Origin of the sequence: Shewanella schlegeliana, assembly GCF_016765635.1 — a bacterium.
Taxonomy (GTDB): Bacteria; Pseudomonadota; Gammaproteobacteria; order Enterobacterales; family Shewanellaceae; genus Shewanella; species Shewanella schlegeliana.
Window position 1 is genome coordinate 488,680 of record NZ_JAESVD010000001.1, and the last position, 26,262, is coordinate 514,941.

General features: G+C 45.1%; 20 protein-coding genes and 4 tRNA genes. 15 read left to right on the forward strand and 9 right to left on the reverse strand.

Annotated elements, in window-relative coordinates; all coding sequences use genetic code 11:
• Window positions 1-42 precede the first annotated feature (42 nt).
• The 5 genes from JMA39_RS02185 to rmuC all read right to left on the reverse strand — a co-directional run bounded on the left by JMA39_RS02185 (window position 43) and on the right by rmuC (window position 7,803).
• Window positions 43-2,094 (reverse strand): transglutaminase TgpA family protein, encoded by a 2,052-nt coding sequence (locus JMA39_RS02185; RefSeq protein ID WP_202720193.1) that lies wholly within the window; start codon window positions 2,092-2,094, stop codon window positions 43-45.
• Window positions 2,091-3,065, reverse strand: coding sequence for a DUF58 domain-containing protein (locus JMA39_RS02190; protein ID WP_237732533.1), 975 nt, complete (start codon window positions 3,063-3,065; stop codon window positions 2,091-2,093). Before JMA39_RS02190 ends, JMA39_RS02185 begins: the two co-directional genes overlap by 4 nt.
• Window positions 3,066-3,154: 89 nt before the next feature.
• Window positions 3,155-4,066 (reverse strand): AAA family ATPase, encoded by a 912-nt coding sequence (locus tag JMA39_RS02195; protein WP_202720195.1) that lies wholly within the window; start codon window positions 4,064-4,066, stop codon window positions 3,155-3,157.
• Between the two features lie 254 nt (window positions 4,067-4,320).
• Window positions 4,321-6,252, reverse strand: a complete 1,932-nt coding sequence (locus JMA39_RS02200; RefSeq protein WP_202720196.1) for a transglycosylase SLT domain-containing protein — start codon at window positions 6,250-6,252, stop codon at window positions 4,321-4,323.
• 27 nt (window positions 6,253-6,279) lie between these two features.
• Window positions 6,280-7,803: a DNA recombination protein RmuC gene (rmuC, locus tag JMA39_RS02205; protein ID WP_202720197.1), complete on the reverse strand. Its 1,524-nt coding sequence runs from the start codon at window positions 7,801-7,803 to the stop codon at window positions 6,280-6,282.
• A 214-nt stretch (window positions 7,804-8,017) separates the two neighbouring features.
• Here rmuC and msrP point away from each other — a divergent pair, with 214 nt between their 5' ends.
• Complete coding sequence (gene msrP / locus JMA39_RS02210; protein WP_202720198.1) at window positions 8,018-9,040, forward strand: protein-methionine-sulfoxide reductase catalytic subunit MsrP; 1,023 nt, start codon at window positions 8,018-8,020, stop codon at window positions 9,038-9,040.
• Window positions 9,041-9,084: 44 nt separating this feature from the next.
• Window positions 9,085-9,747 carry a protein-methionine-sulfoxide reductase heme-binding subunit MsrQ gene (gene msrQ, locus JMA39_RS02215; protein WP_237732536.1) on the forward strand — a complete coding sequence of 221 codons (663 nt, stop codon included), beginning with the start codon at window positions 9,085-9,087 and terminating at the stop codon, window positions 9,745-9,747.
• 377 nt (window positions 9,748-10,124) lie between these two features.
• Here msrQ and JMA39_RS02220 read toward each other — a convergent pair whose 3' ends face one another.
• Complete coding sequence (locus JMA39_RS02220; RefSeq protein ID WP_202720199.1) at window positions 10,125-10,442, reverse strand: hypothetical protein; 318 nt, start codon at window positions 10,440-10,442, stop codon at window positions 10,125-10,127.
• Between the two features lie 188 nt (window positions 10,443-10,630).
• Between JMA39_RS02220 and JMA39_RS02225 the strand changes: the two genes are divergently transcribed.
• The 3 genes from JMA39_RS02225 (at window position 10,631) to JMA39_RS02235 (ending at window position 13,607) form a co-directional block, all read left to right on the forward strand.
• A complete protein-coding gene (locus JMA39_RS02225) occupies window positions 10,631-11,122 on the forward strand; it encodes a putative 4-hydroxy-4-methyl-2-oxoglutarate aldolase (protein WP_202720200.1) in 492 nt (163 codons plus the stop codon).
• Window positions 11,123-11,187: 65 nt separating this feature from the next.
• The gene (locus JMA39_RS02230) at window positions 11,188-13,014 is read left to right on the forward strand and encodes an AsmA family protein (RefSeq protein ID WP_202720201.1); all 1,827 of its coding nucleotides are present in this window, start codon (window positions 11,188-11,190) and stop codon (window positions 13,012-13,014) included.
• Complete coding sequence (locus JMA39_RS02235) at window positions 13,014-13,607, forward strand: BsuPI-related putative proteinase inhibitor (RefSeq protein WP_202720202.1); 594 nt, start codon at window positions 13,014-13,016, stop codon at window positions 13,605-13,607. The genes JMA39_RS02230 and JMA39_RS02235 overlap by 1 nt, the downstream gene beginning before the upstream one ends.
• Window positions 13,608-13,682: 75 nt before the next feature.
• Here the strand turns inward: JMA39_RS02235 and JMA39_RS02240 are convergent, their stop codons facing one another.
• The gene (locus JMA39_RS02240) at window positions 13,683-15,242 is read right to left on the reverse strand and encodes a LysM peptidoglycan-binding domain-containing protein (protein ID WP_202720203.1); all 1,560 of its coding nucleotides are present in this window, start codon (window positions 15,240-15,242) and stop codon (window positions 13,683-13,685) included.
• Window positions 15,243-15,332: 90 nt separating this feature from the next.
• Window positions 15,333-16,109 (reverse strand): hydroxyacylglutathione hydrolase, encoded by a 777-nt coding sequence (gloB, locus tag JMA39_RS02245; protein WP_202720204.1) that lies wholly within the window; start codon window positions 16,107-16,109, stop codon window positions 15,333-15,335.
• Window positions 16,110-16,566: 457 nt separating this feature from the next.
• On the opposite strand from gloB, the gene JMA39_RS02250 reads away from it, so the two are divergent.
• On the forward strand, window positions 16,567-17,307 hold the full coding sequence (locus JMA39_RS02250; RefSeq protein ID WP_202720205.1) for a class I SAM-dependent methyltransferase: 741 nt from the start codon (window positions 16,567-16,569) through the stop codon (window positions 17,305-17,307).
• A gap of 8 nt (window positions 17,308-17,315) precedes the next feature.
• Window positions 17,316-18,212, forward strand: coding sequence for a LysR substrate-binding domain-containing protein (locus JMA39_RS02255; protein WP_202720206.1), 897 nt, complete (start codon window positions 17,316-17,318; stop codon window positions 18,210-18,212).
• 106 nt (window positions 18,213-18,318) lie between these two features.
• On the opposite strand, the gene rnhA is transcribed toward JMA39_RS02255, so the two are convergent.
• A complete protein-coding gene (rnhA, locus tag JMA39_RS02260) occupies window positions 18,319-18,804 on the reverse strand; it encodes a ribonuclease HI (RefSeq protein WP_202720207.1) in 486 nt (161 codons plus the stop codon).
• A 72-nt stretch (window positions 18,805-18,876) separates the two neighbouring features.
• Here rnhA and dnaQ point away from each other — a divergent pair, with 72 nt between their 5' ends.
• From dnaQ to JMA39_RS02300, 8 genes are all read left to right on the forward strand, one after another.
• Window positions 18,877-19,605, forward strand: a complete 729-nt coding sequence (gene dnaQ, locus JMA39_RS02265; RefSeq protein WP_202720208.1) for a DNA polymerase III subunit epsilon — start codon at window positions 18,877-18,879, stop codon at window positions 19,603-19,605.
• 10 nt (window positions 19,606-19,615) lie between these two features.
• Entirely contained in the window at window positions 19,616-20,950 is a 1,335-nt protein-coding gene (locus JMA39_RS02270; protein WP_202720209.1) for a TIGR03503 family protein, read from the forward strand.
• Window positions 20,951-21,072: 122 nt separating this feature from the next.
• Window positions 21,073-21,149 (forward strand) — tRNA-Asp (locus tag JMA39_RS02275).
• A gap of 83 nt (window positions 21,150-21,232) precedes the next feature.
• Window positions 21,233-21,309 (forward strand) — tRNA-Asp (locus JMA39_RS02280).
• 96 nt (window positions 21,310-21,405) lie between these two features.
• Window positions 21,406-21,482, forward strand: a tRNA-Asp gene (locus tag JMA39_RS02285).
• 96 nt (window positions 21,483-21,578) lie between these two features.
• Window positions 21,579-21,655, forward strand: a tRNA-Asp gene (locus JMA39_RS02290).
• A gap of 681 nt (window positions 21,656-22,336) precedes the next feature.
• On the forward strand, window positions 22,337-24,190 hold the full coding sequence (locus JMA39_RS02295; protein ID WP_202720210.1) for a cation:proton antiporter: 1,854 nt from the start codon (window positions 22,337-22,339) through the stop codon (window positions 24,188-24,190).
• 208 nt (window positions 24,191-24,398) lie between these two features.
• Window positions 24,399-25,709, forward strand: coding sequence for a sensor domain-containing diguanylate cyclase (locus JMA39_RS02300; RefSeq protein WP_202720211.1), 1,311 nt, complete (start codon window positions 24,399-24,401; stop codon window positions 25,707-25,709).
• Window positions 25,710-26,262: the final 553 nt, after the last annotated feature.

A 26,262-nucleotide genomic window follows, 5' to 3' on the forward strand; every position in this document is an offset into this window, starting at 1 on the left:
AATGCAGGCGAATGGGCAGAGAAGCTGCCAGATCAAACCATTCTATGTGTTTGTTTTATTAAGTGCCAATCTCTGTTTAATGATATTGATTTTTAGCCATCTCGATTGCTTGATAAGTAATCGAGAAAAGCGTCTATGGCGGCGCTTACTGAGGTTTTGATACTTAATAGTGATGAAGTACTGAGTCAAGTTGTCAAAATCTTCAGCTATGTCAGGAAAGGCGGCCGCCACCCGCTTATTGTAATCGAGAGGGCCTTCATGGTGAGCTCGACCAAGTCCTCTTTGGCGCAAAAGCTTACACACAGAATAGTAGGCGTTAAGGTGCTTATCGCTTGAGCGGTGGAACTGAATTAGGCCAGCGCTATAGGCAATGGTTAAGCCGATGATGCAGAGGCTAATGAGAATAAAGATGGTGAGCTTAGTTCGGGTGACTTCGCCTAAGATCTCCTCTAGTACCCGTTGCTGCTTTTGATCATTGAAGCCGAGTACCCACACACTCCAGAAGTAGTCGACACTGGCAAATTGCATACGCATCTGATTAAGTAAGGCATTATCGCGATAAGCGAGGGCGCTAAAAGGATTGTCCATTAAATAGGTGGACTCAGGGTCAAAAAAAGCATCAAAGCCTTGCTCGACTCGCTCCGGGGCGATCATGGCGGTGGGATCGAAGCGAACCCAACCTTTACCGGGTAGCCAAGCTTCAACCCAAGCATGAGCCATATATTGATAGATACCGTAATAACCTGCACTGGGGTTGAATTCTGCGCCTTGATATCCGGTGACTAAGCGGGCCGGAATACCCGTTACGCGTGCCATAAAGGCAAATGCACTGGCGTAATGAACACAAAACCCTGCCTTGTTCTCTATCAGAAAGTCATCAATTTGCTGTTTGCCGACACTCGGCGGCTGCAAGGTGTAGTAATAAGGCTGTTGAGCGAAGTAGCGCATCATTGCGTTAAGTCTTTGCACATTGTTAGGGTAGTTAATGGCAAATTGCTGTGCCAAGGCGCGGGTTTTGGGATTACTCCCACTTGGAAGCGTAAGGTTAGTTGTTTTACTGCTATCACTTAACTGGCTATCCATCATCAGCTCATTAAAGCTGGTTACTTGATACAGACGCCTTTGATCTATGGGGCGATTGGCGTAGAGGCTGAAATCTGCAAGATGTTTTATACCAAGATCTTGACTGGTGGCGACATCTAGGGCAAATAGCCAATGCTGCGCACTCGGTTCGGCGATAATCTGATAATCGATTGTGGATGAGTTTGCGACTAGTCGTGAAAGCGCCGTTGTCGGTAGAGAGGTACTTAGCGCCGATTGCGCCTCAATAATGCGTGGGTTTTGCGTCCAATCTCGGCCGTTATAGTCCTCCAGTACAATGGCGCGCCAATAAAGCTTGTCGTTGCTTGGGGCGTTGCCATTAAAGGTGGCTCTAAAAGCCAAGGCGCTGGAGCGGGTTAGCTTGCCTATATCACCAAAGCTCACCCTATCGGATAGCCCGGTTTGAGCCCCATTTTGTAGCGGCACCATCCACAATGGGGGGAGGCGAGGTAAGACAAGAAACAAAATAATGGCTAAGGGGAGGCTTTGCAGGATGATCTTAGCGCCTAATCGAGCCGCATATTTAAAGTTGCCTTCATCATGATAGAGGCTAATGAGTACGCAGGTGTTGATCATGGTGGCGGCTAATAGGTGAAGGCTAGCCAATAAGCTTTGCTGATCGATGAAGGTAAAGGCGATGAGGAAATATCCTGCTAATACGACCGCACGAACATCACGACGATTACGCATTTCGATGTATTTTAGCGCATAACCTAAAATAAGCAGGTTGACCATGGCGGTCAGCACCCCGATTTTACTCGCCACCATCGCCAGCGTCATGGCCGAGGAAAACGCTAGGGTTGTCACCAACCATTTAGGCGGCTTAGCGACTCTGCCAAGATAGATCCCGATGCGCCAGAAGATACAGATAGCGCAGATCGCCAGAGACCACAGTGTGACTTGCTCATAAAGGGGAGACAAGATGACGATATTGGTGATCAGTAGCCACATCAAGGTATGACGAGAGATCCTCTGTTGCTCTTTTACTGTCATAGAGCAGCCTTGGTGGGGGTCTTAGGGTTGGGAAATAGTGCCAGTTGCGTCTGCACCTGCTTTCTGTGATGCTCGCCATGGGAGGGCTGGATTGAAACGCCACCAATCTTTACACCAAAAACTTGCCCTTTGGCACTCAGTTGCTCGGTATGCCAAGCAAGGTGGCTTAACGCCAACTCAAGGTCTTGCACTTCATCCTCAAGTGAAAGCCACATCGGTGCGCCCTGAGGCTCCTCAAACTCTTTGGTTAACAGGCCACGCCCCTGCGCCCATTGCTTCCAAGCGACCTGTTTTAATGATTCCCCGCGGGCGTATTCCTTCAAACCTTTATATTCGTCTATGCCAGTCACATATTTGCCAGTTTCTTGTTGATCCAAAGATTGTTGAGCGCTTAAACACAGCGGCTTAGGATCGAGTATCGGTTCAGCATAAACCAGCTGTGCTAGTGCTAAATCGATATGAGACCAGGCGCGAAACAGTCCCAGCGGATAGCGAGTCTCTACTTTTATCCGCCCAGGATGATTCACGCCGCGATGGGGGGTATTGTAGCCGATGAGGGCTTGAGTCAGGTGTGGGTTAACCTTGTTGATGACCTCTATCGGTTGGTTTTCAAAATTAAGCTGAACTTCATAGGCGCTGTTAGGGGAAGTGAGGTTTACCGGAAAGTAGATAGGTTGACCAGCGACAGGATTACTGGCTTGAGAGCCAGATAAGGTCAGGCCGGCTAAGTTTTTATAGCTGTAGATGATGCAGGTATTGAAAATGCTAAGTAGCAGGAAGCTTAGCCCCATAACGAGGTTATTTTGGTAATTAGTGCCAAACAAAAACAAGATAATCAGCAGAGTCAGCCAAGTCAGGCCAAAGCCTGTCGGCAAAATAAAAATACTCTTATGGCTAAGGGTAACCCGCTCTTTTGGGGGAAGGCGCCTTGAGATCCAGCTTTGCCACTGTTGGTTTAACTTGGTTTTCATTTTTATTTGACCTTGCATAAACTCCTAGTAATTAACTTACCTATTCATTAGCGGATATGTGGAGGTGAGCATGCCATCATTGTGAATGACTATAGTATTGGATTGACTTTATTAAGAATTTTAGCCGATAGTGCCTCACCTTGTTGCTGTGAAAACGGTCGTATTCTGTGCTCGGCTACGTGTGGAAATATCGATTGCACATCTTCGGGAACTAGGTATTTTCGACCGCTAATCATCGCCCAAGCCTTGGCTGCTTGAAGTATCGCCTTACTGGCTCTAGGCGACAATCCTGCACCTTGTGGCGCATCCCTTGAGGCATTAACTAAGGCAAGAATATACTGCAGCAGCGCGTCTGATGCGCTGATCTCTTGGGTGATTGCCTGCAGTTCTTGCAAGGTTAACTGGGTTAGACATTGGGGCAGTACTTGCGCCTTTGAAACACTGTCTTGGCCTTTCAACATTGCCAGCTCTGCCTCTGGGGCGGGATAACCTATGGATATTCGCATCATGAAGCGGTCGAGCTGTGATTCCGGTAAAGGGAAGGTGCCCGATTGTTCGCTTGGGTTTTGAGTCGCGATCACAAAAAAGGGTTGTGGTAATGAATGGGTCGTACCATCGACGGTAATCTGTTGTTCTGCCATGGCCTCTAACAATGCACTCTGGGTCTTAGGGCTGGCACGATTGATCTCGTCGGCGAGGATCATCTGTTTAAAAATCGGTCCGGGATGAAAGATGAATTGGGATTGCTCTTTATCGAAAATAGAAACACCGAGAATATCGGCGGGCAACATGTCGCTAGTGAACTGGATCCTTTGGTAGCTCAGGCCGAGTGTTTGCGCTAGCCCTTGAGAGAGGCTGGTCTTGCCCATACCGGGAAGATCTTCGATAAGTAGGTGCCCCTTGGCGAGAATACAGGTCAGAGCCAACTTAATCTGATGAGGCTTGCCGAGCAGTACAGTGTCGAGTTGCTGCAAGATAGCGTTAATATTGTCATTGTGCATAGGAGTCCTTGGTGCAAGCAATGGTTTGTTATTGTTAACGAGCTGACAAATCCTTTCTCTCTTCTACTATGGTGGAAAATACGTCGCCTTTCCAGAGAGCTGAGATTATTTTGCTTAGGCAGTGGGTATCAACAAGGTGTTAAGAGATTTTGGGGGGAGTTTTGATATGCTTTAAGTGATTGAAGTACCTTGTTTTATCTGTTGATGGGTGGTCTGGTATGGCACCGCCCCAGATAAAACAAAGCACAGACTGTTTAGTAGCTGTATGTTAGCTCCTGCTCTGAAAGCAACTCCGGCTCTTTACCTTGCTTAACTTGATAAATGACTCGGTAGCTCAATACCGCTTGTACATATTCCCGTGTTTCTCGGTAGGGAATCGATTCAATAAAGCTAACCACATCAAGCTGACCATCACTCCTTTTAAGCCAATTACTGATCCTATGGGGTCCTGCATTGTAGGATGCCGTGGCGAGTACTCGATTGTGATTGAACTGTTTTAGTAAGTCGCCGTAATAGGCACTGCCTAAGGCAATATTGAGTTCTTCATCATATAAGCTTTTGGTGCCCTTGTAGGCTAGCTTCGTTTTCTTGGCTGTTTGTTTGGCGGTTGCAGGCATTAACTGCATGTAACCTCTGGCACCGACTCCCGATGTCGCATTGGGAAAGTAGGCACTTTCGCGGCGAGATATCGCGCGAATGTCATCGATATCGACACCATACTTCTTACTCGCTTGAGTAAAGGATTGCTGCGCCGCATAGGGGAAACGCATCTCCATGTCGTTCCAAAGCTGAGCTTGAATACTGGCTTGTACGCCTAGGCTATGCCACTTTTGCTCAACGGCATAGACGGCATATTCCTTTTGCATCTGCTTATCGTGGCGGTTAAGTAACATCACCCATTCGGCTCTGGCATCCGATTGTTTATCGATTGCGATAAGCTCTCGAACTCGCGCTAAGCCTTTGTCAGAAGATATCTCCTGCCTTAAGGCCTCATTACTGACACTGGTTTTGTGTTGTAGTTGATGGGGCTGTTTTAGCTTAGCGGCAGCAAGGTAACCGTAGAAATTACGCTCTTGGCTTAGCTTGTTAAATAGTGCTTGAGACTGCTCTTGGCTCTGCTTACTGTTCTCTTTTGCCAGCACCGTTGCACGCCAATACTTCCAGCGTGCACTGTTTTGTTTCTGTTCACTCAGCTGTGGTAAAAATTGGCTAAAGCTCTTTTGATCATTATCTCTAAGCGCCCAACGTAGTCGCATCTCCACCAAGTCGTCACTATCGAGCAAGGGCAGAATAGTGTCGATATAACTCTGGAGTTCTGGTGTTTGATAAATCAGCGCTCGCCTGACTAAGTAACGGCTAAGCTTTCGCCCTTGATAATCACTAAAGCGATCCGCTTTTTGATAGGCTGCAAACAGCTTTACCGCTTGCTTGAGATCTTTTTTGGCTAATTTACGTAAGCCTAAATCCACTATGGTGGCATTAATCTTGGCCGAGCCGCTGAATTTCGACTTATGGCGAAGGCTGCGGGGATCTTTATAGACGGCCAGTAAGCGCTTAGCGTCATCTTTATTGGTAGTCAATTGGCGTGAAAGGTAGGACAGTAGTCCATATTGCCCCTGCTCGAAGCTGAGTAACATGCGCGACCAAATTAACTCTTGGCTACGTAGCCCAGCTTTTTGCCACTCTTTAAACAAAGGGTCGCACTCTTTTGGGCGGGAGCGGCCATATAACCACAGGGATTTGGCACCATCAAACGCCACTTGCTTGTCGCCTTGCTGTAACTGCGCCCGGAAAAAGTAGCACTGTAGTGTGACATTGTTTGGTTTGTCTGGGCTGATAATTAAAAAGTCTTTCCAGCGTTTTTGACTGCCGCTACGTTTCAGGTAGCGGTAGCGAGCCGTGTTATACAATGGGCTGTCTTCGAAAGCATTGAAGGCTTGTTTGGCCTGATTAGCGGGCAGTTTGAGAATGTCGTTAATTTTATGATGAAAATCGAGATAGATGGTGAGTGGATAATCATCGAGCTCAGCTCTAAGTGACTCATAGCGTGCTAATTGTTTCTTACTGAGCGCACTGCGCGCATCAAGATATTGTTGCTGCTCTTTAGTGAGTGAGGAAGCCGTTGCCGTGGAGGATGCAAGCACGACTACCACTGTGATTAAAATGCGACTCAACTGCTTGTGCATTTGTAACTATCCCCCTAACAGCCTCGATTAAGATATTCTTTCACTTCTCAACGTTAATTCATCGTGATGAAAATCATCACCCGATAAGCTTAGCGCTTTATCTAGAAGTTGGGCATCCACTTTTTTACTGGTTTCTACACCTAATTGCTGCATCTGGTGCGCCTGACGGATGACGTTGCCTTTACCGGTCGATAACTTATTCATGGCGTTGCTAAAGCTTTTATCGGCAGACTCGATAGCGCGCCCAAGTTTTTCCATATCGTCTAAATAGCCACATAACTTGTCATAAATTTTACCCGCTTGCTTGGCAATTAACTGCGCATTTTGGTTTTGGTATTCATAGCGCCAAATATTATTAATGGTACGCAGTGCCACCAATAAGTTAGTCGGACTCACCAACATGATGTTACTCTCAAGGGCATAGTTTACCAAGCTTGGATCATGCTCTAGTGCCAACAAAAATGCAGGTTCAAGTGGAATGAACATCAATACATAATCTAGGCTCTTTAAGCCATGTAGTTTCTGATAATCTTTTTGACTCAAGCCCTTAATATGTGCTCTAACCGAGATAATATGCTCTTTAATTGCCTGCGCACGAACTTCCTCATCGTCGCTGTTAAAGTATCGCTCGTAGGCCACAAGTGACATCTTTGCGTCGATAACCACATCTTTATTTTCTGGCAGATGAACAATCACATCGGGTTTAAAACGTTTACCAACTTCATTTTTTAGATCGGTCTGAGTATCGTACTCGTGACCCTCTCTCAGTCCACTCTCTTGTAGAACTCGCTCAAGAATGACCTCTCCCCAGTTACCTTGCTGCTTGTTATCCCCTTTGAGTGCCTTAGTGAGGTTAACAGCATCTTGGCTCATCTTTAAGTTAAGTTCGGTTAATGAGTCTAACTGATGTTTCAACGCACTACGCTGGGTCTGCTCGTGTGAATAAGATGCTTGAACCTGAGCTCTAAACCCTTCCAGCTGCTGTTTGAAAGGCGCTAAAACACTGTCCAACTGTTGGTTGTTCTGGGTTTGCAGTTTTTCACTTCGTGCTTCAAAGATTTTAGTCGCTAAATTTTCAAACTGGGCATTGAGGCGAACCTCTGAATCTTCCAGTAGCTGTATTTTATCATTGAGCGCTTGCTGCTTAGCTTCGAAGCTGGCGGTGAGGGTCTGCTGCATGGCGTTGGACTTTGACAATGCCAGTTGAGTTTCCATCTGTTTACGGCGGTTATCGGCCAGTGATTGCTCAAGCTCCTGGGTGCGCTCAGCTTGGGCTTGTGCCTTACCTAATTGCTCTAAACGAAACTCAAGTTTGTCTTGATACTGATCGATAACTAACTCTTTTTGATGAATAGTTTCTTTTAGCTCAAGAATTTCACCGTTAAGCTCAAGCTTGGTCTGTTCCATTTCTTCGAGTAGCTGACCTCGAGCTTGCTCCCATCTACTGCGGGTTTTCTTCTGATTGAAGAGTGCGCCTATTAGCATTGAAAGAAAGGCTATGGCAGCAATGATGACGATTTGTGGCGTGGTGAAGGCAAGCTCTATTGGCATGTGAGAAGGCTCTTAACATGATAAATGAAGCTTTAGGGTGGCATGGCAGTTTAGACACTGCAAGCTTAACGAAGCGATTCGTAAAGTAACTGCTGCAGACATAGGCAGCTGTTAAGTAAATGTAACCACAAAGAGGTTGAAACCTTTTTATTGTTTTGTCGGTCTGATTAGTTAAGCAGATTGCATTAGTGTAAGAGATGGGACGGAGCAGCGGATGAATATAAAAAAAACAGTTGTCTGGAATAACATAAAAGATAGTGATATTACCCCAGAAGCGGTCTATCAAGATCGCCGAAGGATTTTAAAACAGTTAGGCTTTGTTGGCGCTGGCGCACTGCTTTCTTCCCATGCCAATGCTGGAGTGTTTGAGTTATTTTCAAGCGATAAACAAAAAGTGGCTTTTTTGACTCAGGCGTTAGCCTTCGAGAAACAAACTGAGTATGACCATCTGCTCTATGGTGAGTTAACGCCTGAATCGAAAATTATCTCCCATAATAACTTTTACGAGTTCGGTACCAGTAAGACTGACCCACAAGAAAATGCTCAGGAGCTGAAAGTCGATCCGTGGAAATTGGTGATTGATGGCGAGGTTGATAAGCCGATGACACTCGATTATGACGATCTGCTTAAGCTGTTTCCGTTAGAGGAGCGCGCCTATAACTTTCGCTGTGTAGAGGCTTGGTCAATGGTGATCCCTTGGGTGGGATTCTCGTTAGCCAGTTTATTGAAAAAGGTGGGAGTAAACAGTCGAGCTAAGTATGTGGCTTTTGAAACCTTGTACGACCCAGAGCAGATGCCTGGGCAGAAGAACCCCTATGTGGGTGGCGGTATTAATTACCCCTATGTTGAAGGCCTGACTTTAGCCGAGGCGATGAATGATCTAGCCTTTATGTCAGTTGGGCTTTATGGCAAAACACTGCCGCCGCAAAATGGCGCGCCCATTCGTTTGGTCGTCCCGTGGAAGTACGGTTTCAAGAGCATTAAGTCTGTGGTCCGTATCCGATTAACTGATAAGCAGCCACCAACCTCTTGGAATCGACTTGCGCCAAGTGAGTATGGCTTTTATGCCAATGTTAACCCAGACGTTGATCATCCTAGATGGTCTCAGGCGTCGGAAAGACGTATCGCTGAAGGAGGACTTTTCTCGGCAAAGCGTATCAAGACGCTGCCTTTTAATGGTTATAGTGAGTCTGTTGCCAGTCTCTATAGCGGCATCGATCTTAAACGTTTCTATTAAAGTGATGATACGACTATCTATGGGACTATCTAAAGGGGACAATCATGGGCTCGACTAGCCGTAATCTGTTTTGGCTAAAAGCCTTGTTTCACTTTATCGCACTGAGCCCAATTGTTTACTTGGCTCTAAAAGTGATGAGTAATAATGCCGGCGGGGATCCGGTGCAATATATTATCCACTTTACCGGTATTGGTGCATTAAATACCTTAGCCGCTACCTTACTCATATCACCGCTTGCCAAACGATATAAGCTTGGGATCTTGATGAAGACTCGACGCCTAGTGGGCTTGTATGTTTTCGCTTATGCCAGTTTGCATGTGTTGGCATTTTTTAGCTTAGATCTGTTGTTTGCTTGGTCACTTTTTTTTGAAGAGGTGGTTAAGCGGCCCTACATTATTGTTGGTGCAACGGCCTATATTCTATTAGCGGCATTAGCGCTCACCTCATTTTCAGCTATTAGGCGAAAAATGGGAAAGCGCTGGCAGCAGCTTCATAATGGTATTTATGTTATTGCCATATTAGTGCCTGTTCATTTTTACTGGTCGGTTAAATCTGAAGTTATTGAGCCTAGTTTGTACTTGTTATTTTTCAGTATTTTACTTGGGCTTAGAATTAACAAGATTAAAAGTGTTAAACAGACACTATTTAAGTATTTAAATGTTTCGATGTGGAATAAAAATACTAAAAGTAAACAAGGTAAGTTATGAATATACGTTGAATGATTATTTAGTTAATGAAAACTTGCAGGTAGCCAAGATTTGAGTAAGTTTTCTAAACCCGTAACGACTTATTCTATAAGGATTATTTAAAAAACAAAAAGTTTAATTTGCGCTAGCACGCTGAGCCATAACAAGGAGGGGTGAGCTATTTCAGCCATTGCAAGCAATGGCTGCTGGTGAACTCATACGAAGAGGACCATATGGAACAGAGAGTGCGGGATTGTCGAGTACCAAAGGAGAGAGCAAGCCCATCCATAGGCTGCAAAATCGAGGCTGCGATATCACCTGTCCGTGTTAATTAACAGCTATAGTTTTATATAAATGACTAATGGCTGGGAATTATATCGGTCTGAATAGCTGAATGATTAACTGCTTTCTTGTTGTTTCATTATCTGAACAACTTCATCATAAGAAAGATTAAATTGACGAGAAAGGTTAATGATCTTTGTTTTATATGTCTGAATATTTTCTTTTTGAGCGAGTTGTTTCTTTTCTTTCTCAACTAGCTCATTAACCGCTTCCTGTAATATTAATAATCGACGAAGACTAAAGTCTAGCGAGTCGACATATTTTAACATCTGGGCTTTATTACGAGCTTGCTCTAGGTCGCTAGAATGTTTCTTATCATAACCATATTGGTCCAGTGCAGCGATAGCACTTTCTAAGTCGATATTAGTGTTCATTTTTACCTACGGTTAACGTACGGAGGAATCCGAGTACAGATACTGGTTAATATTATAGTTTGTATTTTCTTCGTGGAAAAGTCTGGATGTCATAAATTATACTTAAAAGTCTGCGTTAATACTTGGGTTTATACGCTTTACCTGTCAGTCTATGGGAAGTTTTACTTAATATGTTGCATGGAGGCTGAATGCTAGATCTATTACCCGACTTATTCGATGTCTATGGCGATGAACTTATTTTGCTTCCTCCGATGTTTACCTCCTTTGGTAAGCAGGAGTGTTTTTGGGGGGAAGTGGTCACAGTAAAGTGTTATAGAGATAATTCAAAAGTTAAACAGCTCTTAGCCCAAGATGGCAGGGGAAAAGTCTTGGTGGTTGATGGCCAGGGGGCAATGGACTGTGCGTTAATGGGCGATATGATAGCCCAGAGTGCAGCAGATAATGGCTGGCATGGTGTAGTTATTTTTGGTTGCGTCCGTGATGTGGCGACACTAAAAACGATCAATCTTGGCGTTAAGGCTGTTGGTGCGAACCCGATAAAAACGGAGAAAAAAGGTTTGGGAGAAGTGGATCTTGCACTTGAAATATATGGGGTTATCATATCTCCACATTCATATATTTACGCCGATGCTAACGGTGTTGCCGTGTCCAGTCGAGCATTATCCGTGCTAAATTTATAGTCACTCGTCTCTATTAAGCGAGTCAGTTTGTATTAGTTTCTCAGTGATAACAGATGGGATCTATCATGAAATTTTTAAAATGGTTCTTTATAACAGTCTTAGGATTAGTTCTAGCCTTGGTGCTTTATGTCACCGTTATCTTTAACCCCAATGATTTTAAACCACAAATTGTTGAACTCGTGAAGGAGCAAACCGGGCGTAATTTGACTATTGGTAGTGACCTTTCTTGGACCTTTTTCCCAACCTTAGGTATTAAGCTAGGCCAGCTCACCTTGTCGAACCCACAAGGATTCACAAATAGTGCTATGGTTGCGGTTAATCAGGTTGTTGCTGAAGTGGCATTAATGCCACTACTAAAGAAAGAGGTTGAGATCTCCCAGTTAAATCTCGACGGCCTGACTTTGAATCTTGAGACGCAAAAGGATGGACGTACCAGCTTCGATGGTTTGGCGGGCAGAGCAGCCTCTAAGGCGACTGCAGAGTCAACGACGAAAAGCAGCACTACAAAGCATGCAACGCTTGCCCGCCTCGATATTGGCGGTGTCGCAATTACCAACACCAAGATTATTAATATCGACCACCTAAATAAAACTGAGCAAATATTCGATCTCAAAGAGCTGACTTTAGGTCGCTTTCAGCTGGGAGAATTTGCACCGCTAAAGTATGAGTTTTCCGCCATTTTGCCTGATATCAAGCTTGTCAGCCAAGGAGAGGGCCAGCTCAAGGTTGCTCAAGATCTACAGACGATCACCATTAACGATTTCGCCGTGAGTAATCAAGTGACTGGTGAGGGGATACCAAATGGCAGCTTAAAGGCAGACCTTAACACCTCATTAATCGTGGCGTTAGATAAGCAGACGATGAATCTAGTGCTATCAAGTTTCAGTGCCGCTAATATTGATGCTAAGGGTAAACTCGATATCGCATACGGGAGTAAAATCCCGAGTGTCGTCGCTAAGCTAGAGGTTGGTGATGTCGATCTCGATGCGTTACTGCCAAAACAAGAGGGCGAAGCGAGCAGTCAAGATAAACCCGCAGCTACAGCATCGAATGCCGTTGAGCCAGATTTGAGAGCGATGAAGTCGGTTAATCTCGATGTTGATGTGAGCGTTAAATCAGTCAAAGTTGCCAACTTAAAAACTCAAAACTGGGTGATGAAGTTACAGATGAAAAGTGGCATTGCCGATATTAAACAGTTATCGGCTGATCTATACGGTGGCACAGTTAGCGCTACCGCAAGGCTCGATGGCCGTGAAAAGGTCGCAAAATATCAGTTTGATGAGCATTTATCTGGGGTCGACATTCGTGCCTTGCTAATCGATATGGCCGAAGTGGACATGTTAGATGGTAAAGCAAACTTTAATGTCGCTGGTAAGGGACGCAGCTTACTGCCTGACAACCTGAAGAAGAATTTAGTCGCAAACGGGAAGTTTGAGATCGCCGATGGTGCGATCCATGGGGTGAATATTCCGCAGATGATCCGTGAGGCCAAAGCGAAGTTGGGCGGCGATCTGTCGGCAAGTTCCAGCTCAAGCGAAAAGAAGACCGACTTTACGAGCATGACTGGTTCATTTCATGTTGCCAACGGCGTGGTTTCTAATCCAGATCTGGATATGGCATCGCCGCTAATCCGTCTTACAGGTGCTGGAACGGCGAATATTATTAATGAGGCTTTAGATTATAAGTTAACCACTTCCGTTGTTGGCTCACTTGAAGGTCAAGGCGGTGAGACGCGCGATGCACTCTACGGAGTTGAGATCCCATTTGTCATTAGTGGCACTATGTCTGATCCCAAGTTTGCCCTAGACACAAAGGCCTTGCTCGATTCGAAGCTCAAAGATGAGACCGACAAACTTAAAGATAAGTTGTTTAAGAAATTTGGAGGCTTTTAATGACGAATAAAGCATTTTTATCTTTCATCGTGCTTGCTTTGCTGGGGTGTTCCGGCCAGCAAACAGAGGCTGCAAACGTGAAGAGTTCTGAGGCCAATGCTGCTACAGTTGCCGTTAATACACCAAGCGATCGTTCGGTTCAGCCTCAAGTGCAACCGAGCAAACTCTCTGCTGCGGCCAGCATTGTGGGGGCCAGTAATGGCGAACAGCGACAGCATAAAGAGGGCACGCCTGTGGGTGAGGAGTTATTAGACGCTAAGCTTGTGGTGACAAGTAATGCAGATATCACGTTGGAATATAGCAATAATCAACGTTATGGCATCCCATTAATGTTTCCATCTGGCATGACGGCAGATCTATGGTTGCTTGACCCACAAGGTAAGCGAGTATGGGCTTGGTCAAATGAGATGATGTTTACCCAAGCGATTCGAGAAGGAGTGATGCCTGCAGGGAAAACTCAGTATGTTAAGTTTAAAATTCCTGCAGATATCGCGGCAAAAATCGGTAAAGGCTATAGTCTGAAAGCAATTTTTGCTGGACGGGCAACAGAGTCACAGCGCCCAGCGATGAATCCGGTGATCTACCATTACTAGTTTTTTTATCTGATAGACACAAAAAAGGCGACCTTAGGTCGCCTTTTATTTTTCTAAACCTGACAGTTAGCCTGTTTAGGTTCTGACTTTTGTCATATCCACATAGAGCTTCAGCATCTGACCAGGTTGTAGGTACTTGCTCTTCTCGAGCGAGTTCCAGCGCACTAAATCGTTAACGCTAACGTTAAATTTACTGGCGATACGGGCCAATGAATCACCACTGCGAACCTTGTAGTTAACGGTGCGCATCACTTCGCTCAAACCACTCTTGTTGGTTGCGGTACCAGACCAGATCACCAACTTCTGGCCAATCTGTAGTGGGTCTTTTGGCGCCATGCTGTTCCAGCTCGCAAGCTGCGCAGTTTTAACCTTGTGCTGCTTGGCGATTTTCCATAGCGAATCACCAGATTTAACCTTGTAAGTAATTTTACTCGCGCCACGCGCTTTATTTTGCTGACGGGCTAAGCGCTGATCGGCTGATAGAAGATATTCATCAAGGTTCTTTGCCGCAACAGGGATCAGCAGGAACTTGCCAGCAACAATGGTGTTGCCATTAATATCGTTGACCGCTTTTAATGCCGAAACCGTTGTACGATAACGTTTTGCAATTAAGCCTAAGCTGTCTCCCGACTTGATCTTATAGCGTTCCCAGTTTAGACGATCTGTTGTATTCGTCTTATTTAATGCCAGCTTAAAAGCATCGGCTTTATCGATAGGCAGCACAAGTTTGTGTGGGCCTTCTGGCGCCGTTGCCCAGCGGTTAAAACCAGGATTTAACTTATGTAGCTCCGACGTCGTCATCCCTGCAATATCTGCCGCGAGTGCTAAATCAATTTGGCTACTGATATCGACAACTTCGATCTGTGGCTCATTGCTGATCGGGGTCAGTTTGATGCCATACTTATCGGCATTTTTAATCACATCAGCTAGTGCCAGTAACTGAGGAACATAACGCTCAGTTTCTCTTGGCAGATTTAGACTAAAGAAATCTGTCGATATGCCTTTCTTCTTATTGCGTTTTGCAGCGTTGATCACGCGGCCTTCACCAGTATTGTAGGCTGCAATGGCATATAACCAATTTTGCCCTGTTTTACCATGAAGGTACTCAAGCATATCTAAAGCAGCGGTTGTGGCGGCTGGTACATCTCTGCGGCCGTCATACCACCAGTTCATCTGTAGTCCGAAGTGGCGTGCCATTGGCGAAGTGAATTGCCAAAGGCCTGATGCCGCACCATGTGAGTAGGCAAAAGGGTCGAAAGCACTTTCTACGATTGGCAGTAAAGCCAGTTCGATGGGGAGATTGCGCTTTTCAATTTCATCTACGATCAAATACATAAACGGCGTAGCGCGTTCAGATACGCGCTCTAAATGCTGAGGATGCTTGATATACCAGTCGCGATATTGGCGAACAAGCTTTTCATCAGGTACTTCCATCTGCATATTAAGACGAATACGTTGCCAAATATCGGTGATCTCAGCGACCTCAACAACTTCTGGCACGATAGGTTTTGGGGCGACTTTCTCAACTGCAACTGGCTTAGCAGGGATCCCTTCCGAAGTCTGCTGGCTGTCTAAAGTTTGACAACCTGTCAACAGGGCAATGCCCCCTGCGACGAATAAAAATGGTACGCGCATCTAAAATGTGTGTCCTCTAATTAGGCTCAAAAAAGCCAGAGTAAATCTGGCTTGGTGGCGCTGGAATAGCGGGCTATTGTAGATTATTTTTTAGAAATTGTCTTTCCATTGGCGCAGAAGTGCGAAGCCTTGCAATGGATTTTCGATAGGTTGTTGGAATTGAATGGATAAAGATTGCCAAATTTCTGCACTATCGCTCCTTAAAAAGGGGTTGATCGCCTTTTCTAAGCCGATAGAGGAGGGTAAGGTAGGTAGGTTTTGGGCTCGCAGTGCATTGGCTTTCTCTGTGTAATCGATAAGTGCTCGGTTGTGAGGCTCTACTCGATTGGCAAAGGTTAAATTAGCTAAGGTGTACTCGTGAGCGCAGCAGACTCTAGTGGTATCGGCTAACTGAGTTAACTCGGTTAATGAGTTGAACATCTGCTCGGCCGAGCCTTCAAATAGACGACCGCAGCCGCCGCTAAACAGGGTATCACCGCAAAACAGCACATCTTCAATAAGGTAGCAGATATGACCTAGTGTGTGGCCTGGAACTTCAATGATGCGTGCGTTAAAGTCGCTATTCTCTAATGCAATGTTACCGCTAGTTGAAATGGGTCGGTTTATACCAGCAATATTTTCAACTTGTGGGCCATATACGGGCAGGTTGTCACCAAACTTGGCGACAAGTGATGCGATGCCCCCTGTGTGGTCATAGTGATGATGGGTAATGAGGATTCCAAGCAGTGGATGCTGGGTCTGGGTTAAATAGTCTATAACAACTTGGCCGTCACCTGGGTCGACTACATAGACACCGGGATTTTGCTGAGATTGAAACAGCCAGATATAATTATCATCAAGCGCGGGTAATGGAGTGATATGTAACATGTCAAAACTCTCTCATTTAATTAATACCAATTACATTAAGTATCTGTTCATTCGGTGGTAATTCAAAGCGCTGAAGGCAAGCTGGGAACTTAAAGTTAATCGTTATTCTCGGCTCTGGCCCCTAACTCCTAAATCCATTTAGTCGTATATCAAGAGTTTCAGGGGCAGCATGCAGTGCTTTACCACTTGCTTTAAACATCAGCCATCCTGCGGGAAGTGCTCAAGCATTCCACTTCAGCTTAGCATCGACTCACAAGGGAATAACCATTCTGTCGTCCATGGGCCTTGAATTGAAAAGCTTGAGCGATTCTGAATTGATTAAATATTTAATACAATTGGTATAAGTTACCGCTCCAGCGAATTTATTTGAGCGCTTAAACCAGTTTACTGAGCAAAGCTATTGCTTGTATACCGCTTTCGTTATTAAAGTAGGGTATCAGTGATTTTGGAGATTGATTTGTCACAGTCAGCATTACCGTTAAAGCCTTATCATTGGTCAGAACTTCCAAATGGCCCCGTTATTCGCGAAAGCGTTGAGCAGGTGCTGTCTCCTTGGTGGCCAAGACTTTTTGGTTACTACCTGCTTAGCCTTGGCCCCTTGAGCCATAAGATGGCTAAAACGGGGGTGGGTATTAATCGTAAATATTCTCTATTCGATGAGCCACAGGCGGATATTGAGGGGGATTACTGCCAGTTACCGATCCAAAATACCAGTATCGATGCAGTGGTGATGAACTTTCTACTTGAGTTTGAGACGGATCCCTATCGTTTACTTCGCGAAGTGGACAGAGTATTAATCTCTGGAGGGCACTTGGTGATCACCGGGTTCAATCCTCTTAGCCCGATGTTTATGGGTAAGTTATTGCCTAAATATCAGCAAGAGATCCCTTGGTGTGGCCGTTTCTTTATGCCCTCGAGGGTTAAAGACTGGCTTGGGTTGTTGGGTTATCAAGTCGTTGCAGACGAGCGTATACTGCATCATCATCTGCTCAGTGATATTAAGGCGGGCAATATTTGGTCCCATGCGCTCAAGTCTTGGTTGCCCAGTACCGGCAGTGTTTATGTCTTGGTGGCGAGAAAATTGGAATCTCCATTAACTCCAATACAGGCTAAACGCAGAGTTAAGCGGCCAAACTGGTCTACAGCCCCGAGTGCTAGCCGGGCAGGACATGCACCAAAATCTTCAAATAAACTTTAAGAGTCTCAATGCGTATTACATTAAAACAGCTAGCCGTATTTGAAGCAGTCGCTCGAAGTGGCCAAGTTGCAAAAGCGGCTGACATGCTCAGTCTGTCATCTCCAGCGGCATCGATGGCACTATCGGAATTAGAGAAACAATTGGATGCGCGATTATTTGAGCGTATCGGCAATCGCCTGCGGTTGAACTCTCAAGGGAGCCTCTTATTACCCTTAGCGACGCAAGCTTTACAAAAAATCGAACAGATTGAACATGCTTTTTCACCGGCAGGCACTGAGCTTGGTGGTAACCTCAATGTGAGTGCGAGTTCAACGATAGGTAATTACCTCTTGGCAAAGTCGGCGGTCGCGTTTTGCCAGCAGCACACCAACACGCTTGTGAATGTGGATATCGACAACAGTCACGCTGTGCTTAAAGCGGTCTTGGAGTTTAGAAGTGAGATGGGCTTTATCGAGGGACAATGTCTCGATAGTCGCATCGCGGTGGAGGCGTGGCACAAGGATAAGCTATTGGTATTTTGTCACCCTGCTCATCCGTTGGCTGGAAAAACAGTGGCTCCGAGTGAACTCAGTGGAATGCCTTGGGTGATGCGAGAAGAGGGCTCTGGCACCCGCGACTGCTTTGTTAATGCCGCTAATGCATTGGATATGCAGCCACAAGAGAAGTTTCGTTTCTCGACTCCCGATGCCATTAAGCAAGCGGTAAAGCAAGGGGCGGGGCTTGGGGTGTTATCTGAGTTAACGCTTGAGAAAGAGTTGATCCGTAAGGAGCTGGCGGTTATTGACGTAAAGGGGCTGGAACTAGAGCGAAAGTTTTATCGTATTCACCATAAGAGCCGCCAATTTACACCTGTGGGCTTAGCCTTTATCAATTTTTGTCAGACTTTTTTAAATACCGAAAGTTAATTTTTGTCGCCTAAAGTGCAGGCGAAAGAGTGAAGCTAAGAAACTGCTTAGACGCAGTTTCATCGCTATTTCAACAATGAGCTTAAAAAAGCTGGATTAACAAGTGCTATTCTTGTTTCTGCTGGGCAATATAACCACTATCTTCTTGTGTCGGTTTTATCTCTGCAGCTTGGCGAGCCAAGTCGTCACAGCGTTCGTTTTCGCTGTGGCCAGCGTGGCCCTTAACCCAGCGCCATTCAACTTGATGACGTTGAGACACTGCGTCTAAGCGTTTCCAGAGATCGACATTTTTGACAGGTTGGTTGGTTGAAGTGATCCAGCCCTTACGCTTCCAGCCATGGATCCACTGGGTGATCCCTTGACGCATATATTGGCTGTCGCTGGTTAATATTACTTCACACGGCACCTTTAATACCTCTAACGCTATAATAGGCGCAAGGAGCTCCATACGGTTATTGGTAGTGAGAGCAAAGCCATCGGCCAGCTCTTTGGTGTGTTTTTTGTACTTTAAAACGATGCCATAACCGCCAGGACCCGGATTTCCTAGGCAAGAACCGTCGGTATAGATAGAGATCTGTTTCAGTCCAGTCATCAAGTTGCTACCATAGCTATAATTGCGGGCGAGTATACCCAAAAAATTTAACTGAGAAATGTATAAATTCATATGAATATTGTTTCAAGCGCCAAGCGGCAGATTATTCTCGATACCGAAACCACAGGTATGAACCAATCGAGCGGTCCGATTTATTTAGGTCACCGTATTATTGAAATTGGTTGTGTCGAAGTGATTAACCGTCGTTTAACCGGTCGTCACTATCATGAATATATCAATCCGCAGCAGCCGATCGACGAAGAGGCGATTGCGGTCCACGGTATTACCAACGAGTACGTGGCTGACAAGCCGAAATTTCATGAAATTGCTCAAAGCTTTATCGAGTTTATCGATGGCGCAGAGATCGTGGCACATAATGCAAACTTCGACGTTAGCTTTATGGATCATGAATTCTCTATGTTGCAACCATTGGGACCGAAGACCACTGACATCTGTCAGGTGCTTGACTCCCTTGAAGTTGCTAAGTTTTTGCACCCAGGGCAAAAAAACAATCTAGATGCCTTGTGTAAGCGTTACGGTATCGACAACTCGGCTCGTGATCTGCACGGGGCATTACTCGATGCCGAGATTTTGGCTGACGTCTACCTGTTGATGACCGGTGGCCAAACTAAATTTAACCTTTCTAGTGAAAAAGCAGGGCAAGAGGGCGGTGGTATTAACCGTTTAAGCCCAAATAGATCAAAACTTAAAGTGATCGCCGCATCGGCCGATGAACTGATTAGACACGAAGAGCGATTAGACTTAGTCGCAAAATCAGGACAATGCCTCTGGCGTGGATAAATGTCATTTTATGAGCCCCAATATGATTAGAAGAGTCAAACTTTTTACGGCTTTTGTACTCTGCTACCTCTCTATTAGTGGTGTTGCAGTGGCGAATGTGGTGCTCTCAAATCATGCCTCCGAACTGAAAAATCGTTTTAAAATCGATCATATGGTCGATTCGATAACGTTACTTATTCACCGCGAGTACGGCAGTGCCCCTGTGGTGATTGTGCGCCCCGATGGCAGCAAATGGTACGTTAATCGTCATCCCGAAGGCACAGTATCTTGGATGGAGGGGCTAACCGGTGACATGATCACCATCAAGAAGCCAATGCCGGGTCCGTGGCAGCTGCTAGGCCAAGTGGTAGAGGGGTCGGTAATAGAGAAAGTCTCGACGCTAACCGTTGATGTCGATGCCATTCCACAGCCGCTTTTTCAAGGCGAGCGCCTTAAGTTAACCGCTAGGTTACTGGGTGATGAGCAGAAGGTACGTCTGCCTGGTCTCGATTTTATGATGAATTGGACGGCTCGATTTATCAGTAAAAATAACACCGCAGATGAAAATTACGCTGCAGGTATCATAATCGTTGGCGCTTATCGAGATAATGGTGAGGAGCTTGATGAGCGGCCCGATGATGGTGTGTTTACCAGTGATTTAAACCTAGAGCAGCCTTGGGGGGATTACACCTTACAAGTCCAGGCGAAAAACACTGTGCTAGAGCGGGAATACTCACAGGAGTTTAGGTTGTCTAAGCGGCCAATTAATGTGGCGCTGTTAGAGACTGATAATTCTGAATCTGGGATCTGGACATTAGACATTCAGATTGATGATGAGGTGTTATTGCTAGAGCAAACTCATCTCGAGGCCGAAATTATGGGGCCTACCGGCAAAGTTATTCCGGTAACCATAACTCACTTCAATGAAAAACAGACTCAGTTTGCCTTACCAAGAGTGATTGATTTTGGTAGCTACGATTTAAAACTCAATGCAGTAAGCACAACACATGATGGCAGAGAGATCTATTTAAGTTTACCAGAGCTATTCTTTAATCTGATCCAGCCGCCGGAACCCCCACCGAGCGAAGAGGAGCTCGCAGCAAGAGCCGAAGCGTTGGCAAAGGCTGAGGAGCAAAAAGCAAAAGAGGAGGCTATTGTATTGATAGTTTCCATTAATGTGGTCTTAGTGATTATCGGAATTGTGGTTTTACTGTTTCTTCGTAAACGCAGTAATCTTAAAAAAGCATTAGCCGCTACTGAGGCGCGACTGGAAAAAGAGATCCGCCGAGAAAAGGTATTGCTCGAATTGGACCAAATCGATCTGACGATGCCGGAAGATACTGATAATCAAGTCGGAAAGAGCTAGTTTTTCTCAGTAAATGCTCAAAAAAAAACGGATTGTTCGTTTTTCGACTAGTCAGTAAAGATCTTATAAAAAACTTATTGACGGACTACCTCTCTCTACGTATTATTCACCGCACTTGATGTGGAGCGGTAGTTCAGTTGGTTAGAATACCGGCCTGTCACGCCGGGGGTCGCGGGTTCGAGTCCCGTCCGCTCCGCCAATCAAGTACTAAATTTTAGTTATTTGTTAGTGACATAACGAGTAACATTAGGAGTCAATAAGATTGATTTCTAGCAAAGTTTTGGAGCGGTAGTTCAGTTGGTTAGAATACCGGCCTGTCACGCCGGGGGTCGCGGGTTCGAGTCCCGTCCGCTCCGCCAATTTAGTAAAAGCTAACTAGTTTAGTTAGTCGTAAGTCATGTTAGTGACATAACAATGACTTTAGAAATCGACTTGATGATTTCTAGAAAAGTTTAGGAGCGGTAGTTCAGTTGGTTAGAATACCGGCCTGTCACGCCGGGGGTCGCGGGTTCGAGTCCCGTCCGCTCCGCCAATTTAGTAAAAGCTAACTAGTTTAGTTAGTCGTAAGTCATGTTAGTGACATAACAATGACTTTAGAAATCGACTTGATGATTTCTAGAAAAGTTTAGGAGCGGTAGTTCAGTTGGTTAGAATACCGGCCTGTCACGCCGGGGGTCGCGGGTTCGAGTCCCGTCCGCTCCGCCAACACAAAGACGAAAGCCTCTACAGCAATGTAGAGGCTTTTTTCGTTCTGCAGATTTTAAATTATTTTGTATTGGATACCCTGTCACGTCGGGGTCGCGGGTTCGGCAGTGTTCCAAGCCTGTCCGCTGTGCCAACACAAAGACAAAAGCCCTTACAGCAATGTAAGGGCTTTTTTCGTTCTTTGTTTTTATCTATTTTACAGCTAAGTCGAAGCTACTAATCTTGTCACAACGAGGTCGCGGGTTCGGCAGTGTTCCAAGCCTGGCCGCTGTGCCAACACAAAGACGAAAGCCTTCAGTGCAATGTGAGGGCTTTTTTCGTTTATCACTTTTTCTACTTATAAATGTTTTAAACTGAAATCTTATCTGCTTCTCTATTTACCTAGCACCTAGCACCTAGCACCTAGCACCTAGCACCTAGCACCTAGCACCTAGCACCTAGCACCTAGCACCTAGCACCTAGCACCTAGCACCTAGCACCTAGCACCTAGCACCTAGCACCTAGCACCTAAAGCTCGAACCTTGCTGTATTCTTATCCATCCGGATTATTTAACGATAATATTGATTTACTTTTCTTAGCGTTATCGTATTTTACTCAGGTTTGGCTATAGTTTTTACACTTGACCGTCTCTTTTAACAAACCAAGATTTCAATAGAAATGATTAGATAAGGATTAAAGGTATGCTTGAGCAGATCACTGCGATGCTTGCTTTGCTAGGTGTTTTATCATTGTTTTGTCAGTGGATAGGCTGGAAGCTTCGACTGCCAGCTATTTTGCCTTTGCTCCTGTGTGGTCTATTGCTTGGACCAGGGCTTGGATTTCTTCAACCCGATGTCATTTTTGGTGATCTACTATTTCCGATCATTTCACTCGGAGTTGCAGTTATTCTGTTTGAAGGTGCGTTAACCCTTAATTTCAAAGAGATTAAGGAACACGGCGTAATGGTGACTCGACTGGTGACACTCGGCACTGTGATCACTTGGGCCTGTATCGCTGTCGGCACCTTCTATCTACTCGATTTTGAGTGGTCAATGGCACTGCTTTTTGGTGCGTTAGTGGTAGTGACTGGCCCAACAGTCATAGTGCCTATGCTTCGAAGCGTTAGGCCTAAGACTGAACTTGCGAGTATTTTGCGCTGGGAAGGGATTGTTATCGACCCTATTGGTGCACTGCTTGCGGTGTTGGTGTTTGAGTATATTGCCGTTGCCGCCGATCCAACGACCCATGTTCTGCACGCCCTCAGTGCCATGTTGGCCGTAGGCCTAGGTTTTGGTGTGATCAGTGGTTATTTAGTCGGCCTCGTTTTGCGTAATAACTTGCTCCCCCATTATCTTCGCAATACCGCTGTTTTAACTCTTATGTTAGCGGTGTTTGTTGGCTCAAATTTATTACAAGAAGAGGCGGGCTTGCTCTCTGTGACTGTGATGGGGATTTGGCTAGCGAATATGAAAGGCGTCGACATTGCCGATATTCTCGAGTTTAAAGAAACCCTCACAGTGCTGTTGATCTCTGCGCTGTTCATCTTGCTGGCAGCGCGCCTCAATGCCGATGCCTTGCTTAGCCTAGGTTGGGAGGGCTTAGCGCTATTAGCTGTCGTCATGTTGATCGCAAGGCCATTAAGTATCTGGTGCTGCGGTGTCGGAACCTCCTTATCTAATGGTGATAAATGGTTTTTAAGCTGGGTCGCCCCTCGCGGCATCGTTGCCGCAGCCGTGTCGTCCTTATTCGCCATAAAACTTGAGGCTATTGGTATTAAAGGTGCTGAGCTCATCGTGCCTTTGGTATTTTTGATTATTATCGGTACTGTGGTGATCCAGAGCTTAACTGCAGGCAGGTGGGCTAAAATTCTCGGTGTTACTGCCGATTCCTCCCAAGGTCTGCTTATTTTCGGCGCCTCTCAATTCCCTCGTGCATTGGCAAAAACATTACAGAGCAAAGGCGTGACTGTGCTACTGGCCGACAATAACTGGGATAATATTCGTCTCGCACGCATGGATAACATACCTGTGTATTTTGGTAACCCTGCATCTGAGCATGCAGAAAACCATATGAATATGGTCGGAATAGGCCGAGTCTTGGTGATGTCACCGTACCGTCAGCTTAATCCCTTAGTAAACTTCTATTTCCAAGATGTGTTTGGTGAAGAAAAGGTCTATGGCCTTAATAATGGCGAAACCTCCAGTGCACGCCATCAGCTTTCAGAGTCTTATCTGAAGCGCTTGTGTCTATTTGGTGATGGGGTTTCGTACTCAAAACTCGCCAGCTTAATGGCAAAAGGCGCCACGATAAAGAGTACTCGTCTAACAGAGAACTTCAATTACGCCATGTTTATGGAGCAATATTCACAAGCTGCAATCCCGCTGATTTATCTGCAAGAGGGCAAGGTGAGGCTGATTAGCGGCGAAATGGAGAGCGAGATCCCCGTTGGTGTTGAACTGATCAGCTTAATTCCTGCCGATGCGGTTAAATTTGAGGGCGGCAATGATAACGTGGCTGAACCGAGTAAAACTGCGAGTATCGCTAACAATATCTAGCTATGTCTGACCTCCATGGATGGAAGTCATGCCAAATCAGTATGTAACGGAGTTAACCATATCGAATTTCTGTTTGCTATGAGCTAAACCATATCTACACTTGATATAGACCATAACGGTATATCTTTTTAATTGATTACAATAGTTACGAAAATGTTCAGTGTGATACTGGCATCGGCCTTCGTACTTGAATTCAAGTGTAGGTACAATGAATAAAGAAAAATCCGAAACCGAAAAACTAAAAGCAGAAAATGAACGTTTAAAAAATGAAAATAAACGTCTCAATTTTATTTTGGATCATATTGGAGCATGTGTTTACACCAATGATACTGATGGGCGATATACCTATGCAAACCATCAGACATGCCAGGTTTTTGGTTACTCGGCAGAAGAGGTTATTGGAGAAACGGATGAAAAATTCTTCGATCTTAAAGCCTGCGATGAGTTGCGTCAAAATGACTTAATCGTCTTGCAGACAGGTAAGCGTATTGAAGTTGAAGAAAAATCAGTCATGGAAGGGACTGAAGAAGAACGTACCTATTGGTCTGTAAAGTTACCAATATATGATGAAAATGGTGATATTACCGCCCTATGCGGGATCTCATCTGATATTACTGAAAATGTTCAGATAAGAAAGGAGATAGAAGAAAAGGAAGAGCTTCTTAGCCTTGTTCTAGAAAATATCCCCTCCTGTGTATACATGAAAGACGCAAAAGGAAGATATCAATATATCAATTCAAATGCAGCCTCATTGCTTGGGCAAAACGCTGAAAATATAGTAGGTAAAACCGACAAAGAGATAATACTTTCATATATGTCAGATGAGACCATCCGACTTGATTCCGAAGTATTGCAAACGGGGCAAAAAATCATAAGCGAAGAAAGTGCTACCGGGAACAATGGTGAAAAAGTGCATTTTTGGGTTGCAAGGGCCCCCTTTAAAGTCAATAACAAAGCTTCTGGTTTAATTAACATCTCAACCGACATCTCTGAGGTCGTATCTCTTAAGAATAAGTTTTTCGAACAAGCTCGCACTGACCAATTAACGGGAGTGTTATCTCGTCGATTCTTACTCGATCTCGCTGGCGCACAGTTAAAACAGGCTCATCGCAGTGCGTCACAAATGGCTATTATGTTGATTGATATTGACTATTTTAAGGGAGTAAATGATACCTATGGTCATCTGTTTGGTGATCTTTTTCTCCAAACTGCCGCCAAAGCGATGAGCCTGGTTTTACGAGAGAGCGATTTGCTCGGTCGAATTGGTGGGGATGAGTTTGTTATAATCCTTAACGGTATGACAGAGCAGGGGATAGAGATTGTTGCAGAACGACTGCAAGAAGTCATGTCTAAGACTTATCTTAAAGCCTCTGATGGAAAAAGCATACGAGTCTCTGTCAGTGTTGGCATTTCTCTCTCATCACCAAAGTGCACGCTAGATTCAATGATAGAAAAAGCTGACAAGGCTCTTTATCAAGCAAAGACAGATGGTCGCGGATGCTGGTGTTTAGCTAATTAAGTATTGAATCGAAAAGTAGCCACAAGAGTCATGGGCGCCGTGCTCGGCTAGACACTTAGTACGGCTAGACACATAACAAACATGGCGATGAGCCAACCCTATAAGGCAAGCATAGCTACGCTGTAGGTGAGTAGCTTCTTTTGTTTAGGTTACTAAGCTTCGACTTCTCAATTGAAAGTCCCCATTGTTGATTCGCCTCATAGCAGAACAAGCAGGTTAGCTCCTCTCTTTCCAACTGTTAATAACTGTGTCATCGGTTTTTCCTGTGTTCTCAGAGGAAATCGCCATTTGGCTAGAATAGGGCCCTTCAGTTAATAAAGAGAGCTTGGCATACAGAAGCATATATTTTTTTAGTGTCCCTTCACAAATCATGATGCACCGACATGAGCGTGGTCGTCGTCACACACTATTGACACACATATTGAATGGTCGAAAAAACAACGAACAGTTTGGTTTATTTGCAAAACCTAAATAAGTTTGTTCGAAATCACATTTCTCCCTAGCTCTCTTCCCTATACTGCGCGGCCTTTACTAGGTTCTGCCAGTTTTTCAT

Bases quoted from the DNA above. Each gene is read 5' to 3' on its own strand.
- JMA39_RS02235 (WP_202720202.1), top strand. From the start codon at position 13,014: ATGACGAATAAAGCATTTTTATCTTTCATCGTGCTTGCTTTGCTGGGG.
- dnaQ (WP_202720208.1), top strand. From the start codon at position 18,877: ATGAATATTGTTTCAAGCGCCAAGCGGCAGATTATTCTCGATACCGAA.
- JMA39_RS02295 (WP_202720210.1), top strand. From the start codon at position 22,337: ATGCTTGAGCAGATCACTGCGATGCTTGCTTTGCTAGGTGTTTTATCA.
- msrP (WP_202720198.1), top strand. From the start codon at position 8,018: ATGAATATAAAAAAAACAGTTGTCTGGAATAACATAAAAGATAGTGAT.
- JMA39_RS02270 (WP_202720209.1), top strand. From the start codon at position 19,616: ATGAGCCCCAATATGATTAGAAGAGTCAAACTTTTTACGGCTTTTGTA.
- gloB (WP_202720204.1), bottom strand. From the start codon at position 16,109: ATGTTACATATCACTCCATTACCCGCGCTTGATGATAATTATATCTGG.
- JMA39_RS02255 (WP_202720206.1), top strand. From the start codon at position 17,316: ATGCGTATTACATTAAAACAGCTAGCCGTATTTGAAGCAGTCGCTCGA.
- JMA39_RS02300 (WP_202720211.1), top strand. From the start codon at position 24,399: ATGAATAAAGAAAAATCCGAAACCGAAAAACTAAAAGCAGAAAATGAA.
- JMA39_RS02225 (WP_202720200.1), top strand. From the start codon at position 10,631: ATGCTAGATCTATTACCCGACTTATTCGATGTCTATGGCGATGAACTT.
- JMA39_RS02230 (WP_202720201.1), top strand. From the start codon at position 11,188: ATGAAATTTTTAAAATGGTTCTTTATAACAGTCTTAGGATTAGTTCTA.
- rmuC (WP_202720197.1), bottom strand. From the start codon at position 7,803: ATGCCAATAGAGCTTGCCTTCACCACGCCACAAATCGTCATCATTGCT.
- JMA39_RS02190 (WP_237732533.1), bottom strand. From the start codon at position 3,065: ATGAAAACCAAGTTAAACCAACAGTGGCAAAGCTGGATCTCAAGGCGC.
- JMA39_RS02195 (WP_202720195.1), bottom strand. From the start codon at position 4,066: ATGCACAATGACAATATTAACGCTATCTTGCAGCAACTCGACACTGTA.
- msrQ (WP_237732536.1), top strand. From the start codon at position 9,085: ATGGGCTCGACTAGCCGTAATCTGTTTTGGCTAAAAGCCTTGTTTCAC.
- JMA39_RS02185 (WP_202720193.1), bottom strand. From the start codon at position 2,094: ATGACAGTAAAAGAGCAACAGAGGATCTCTCGTCATACCTTGATGTGG.
- JMA39_RS02200 (WP_202720196.1), bottom strand. From the start codon at position 6,252: ATGCACAAGCAGTTGAGTCGCATTTTAATCACAGTGGTAGTCGTGCTT.
- JMA39_RS02240 (WP_202720203.1), bottom strand. From the start codon at position 15,242: ATGCGCGTACCATTTTTATTCGTCGCAGGGGGCATTGCCCTGTTGACA.
- JMA39_RS02220 (WP_202720199.1), bottom strand. From the start codon at position 10,442: ATGAACACTAATATCGACTTAGAAAGTGCTATCGCTGCACTGGACCAA.
- rnhA (WP_202720207.1), bottom strand. From the start codon at position 18,804: ATGACTGGACTGAAACAGATCTCTATCTATACCGACGGTTCTTGCCTA.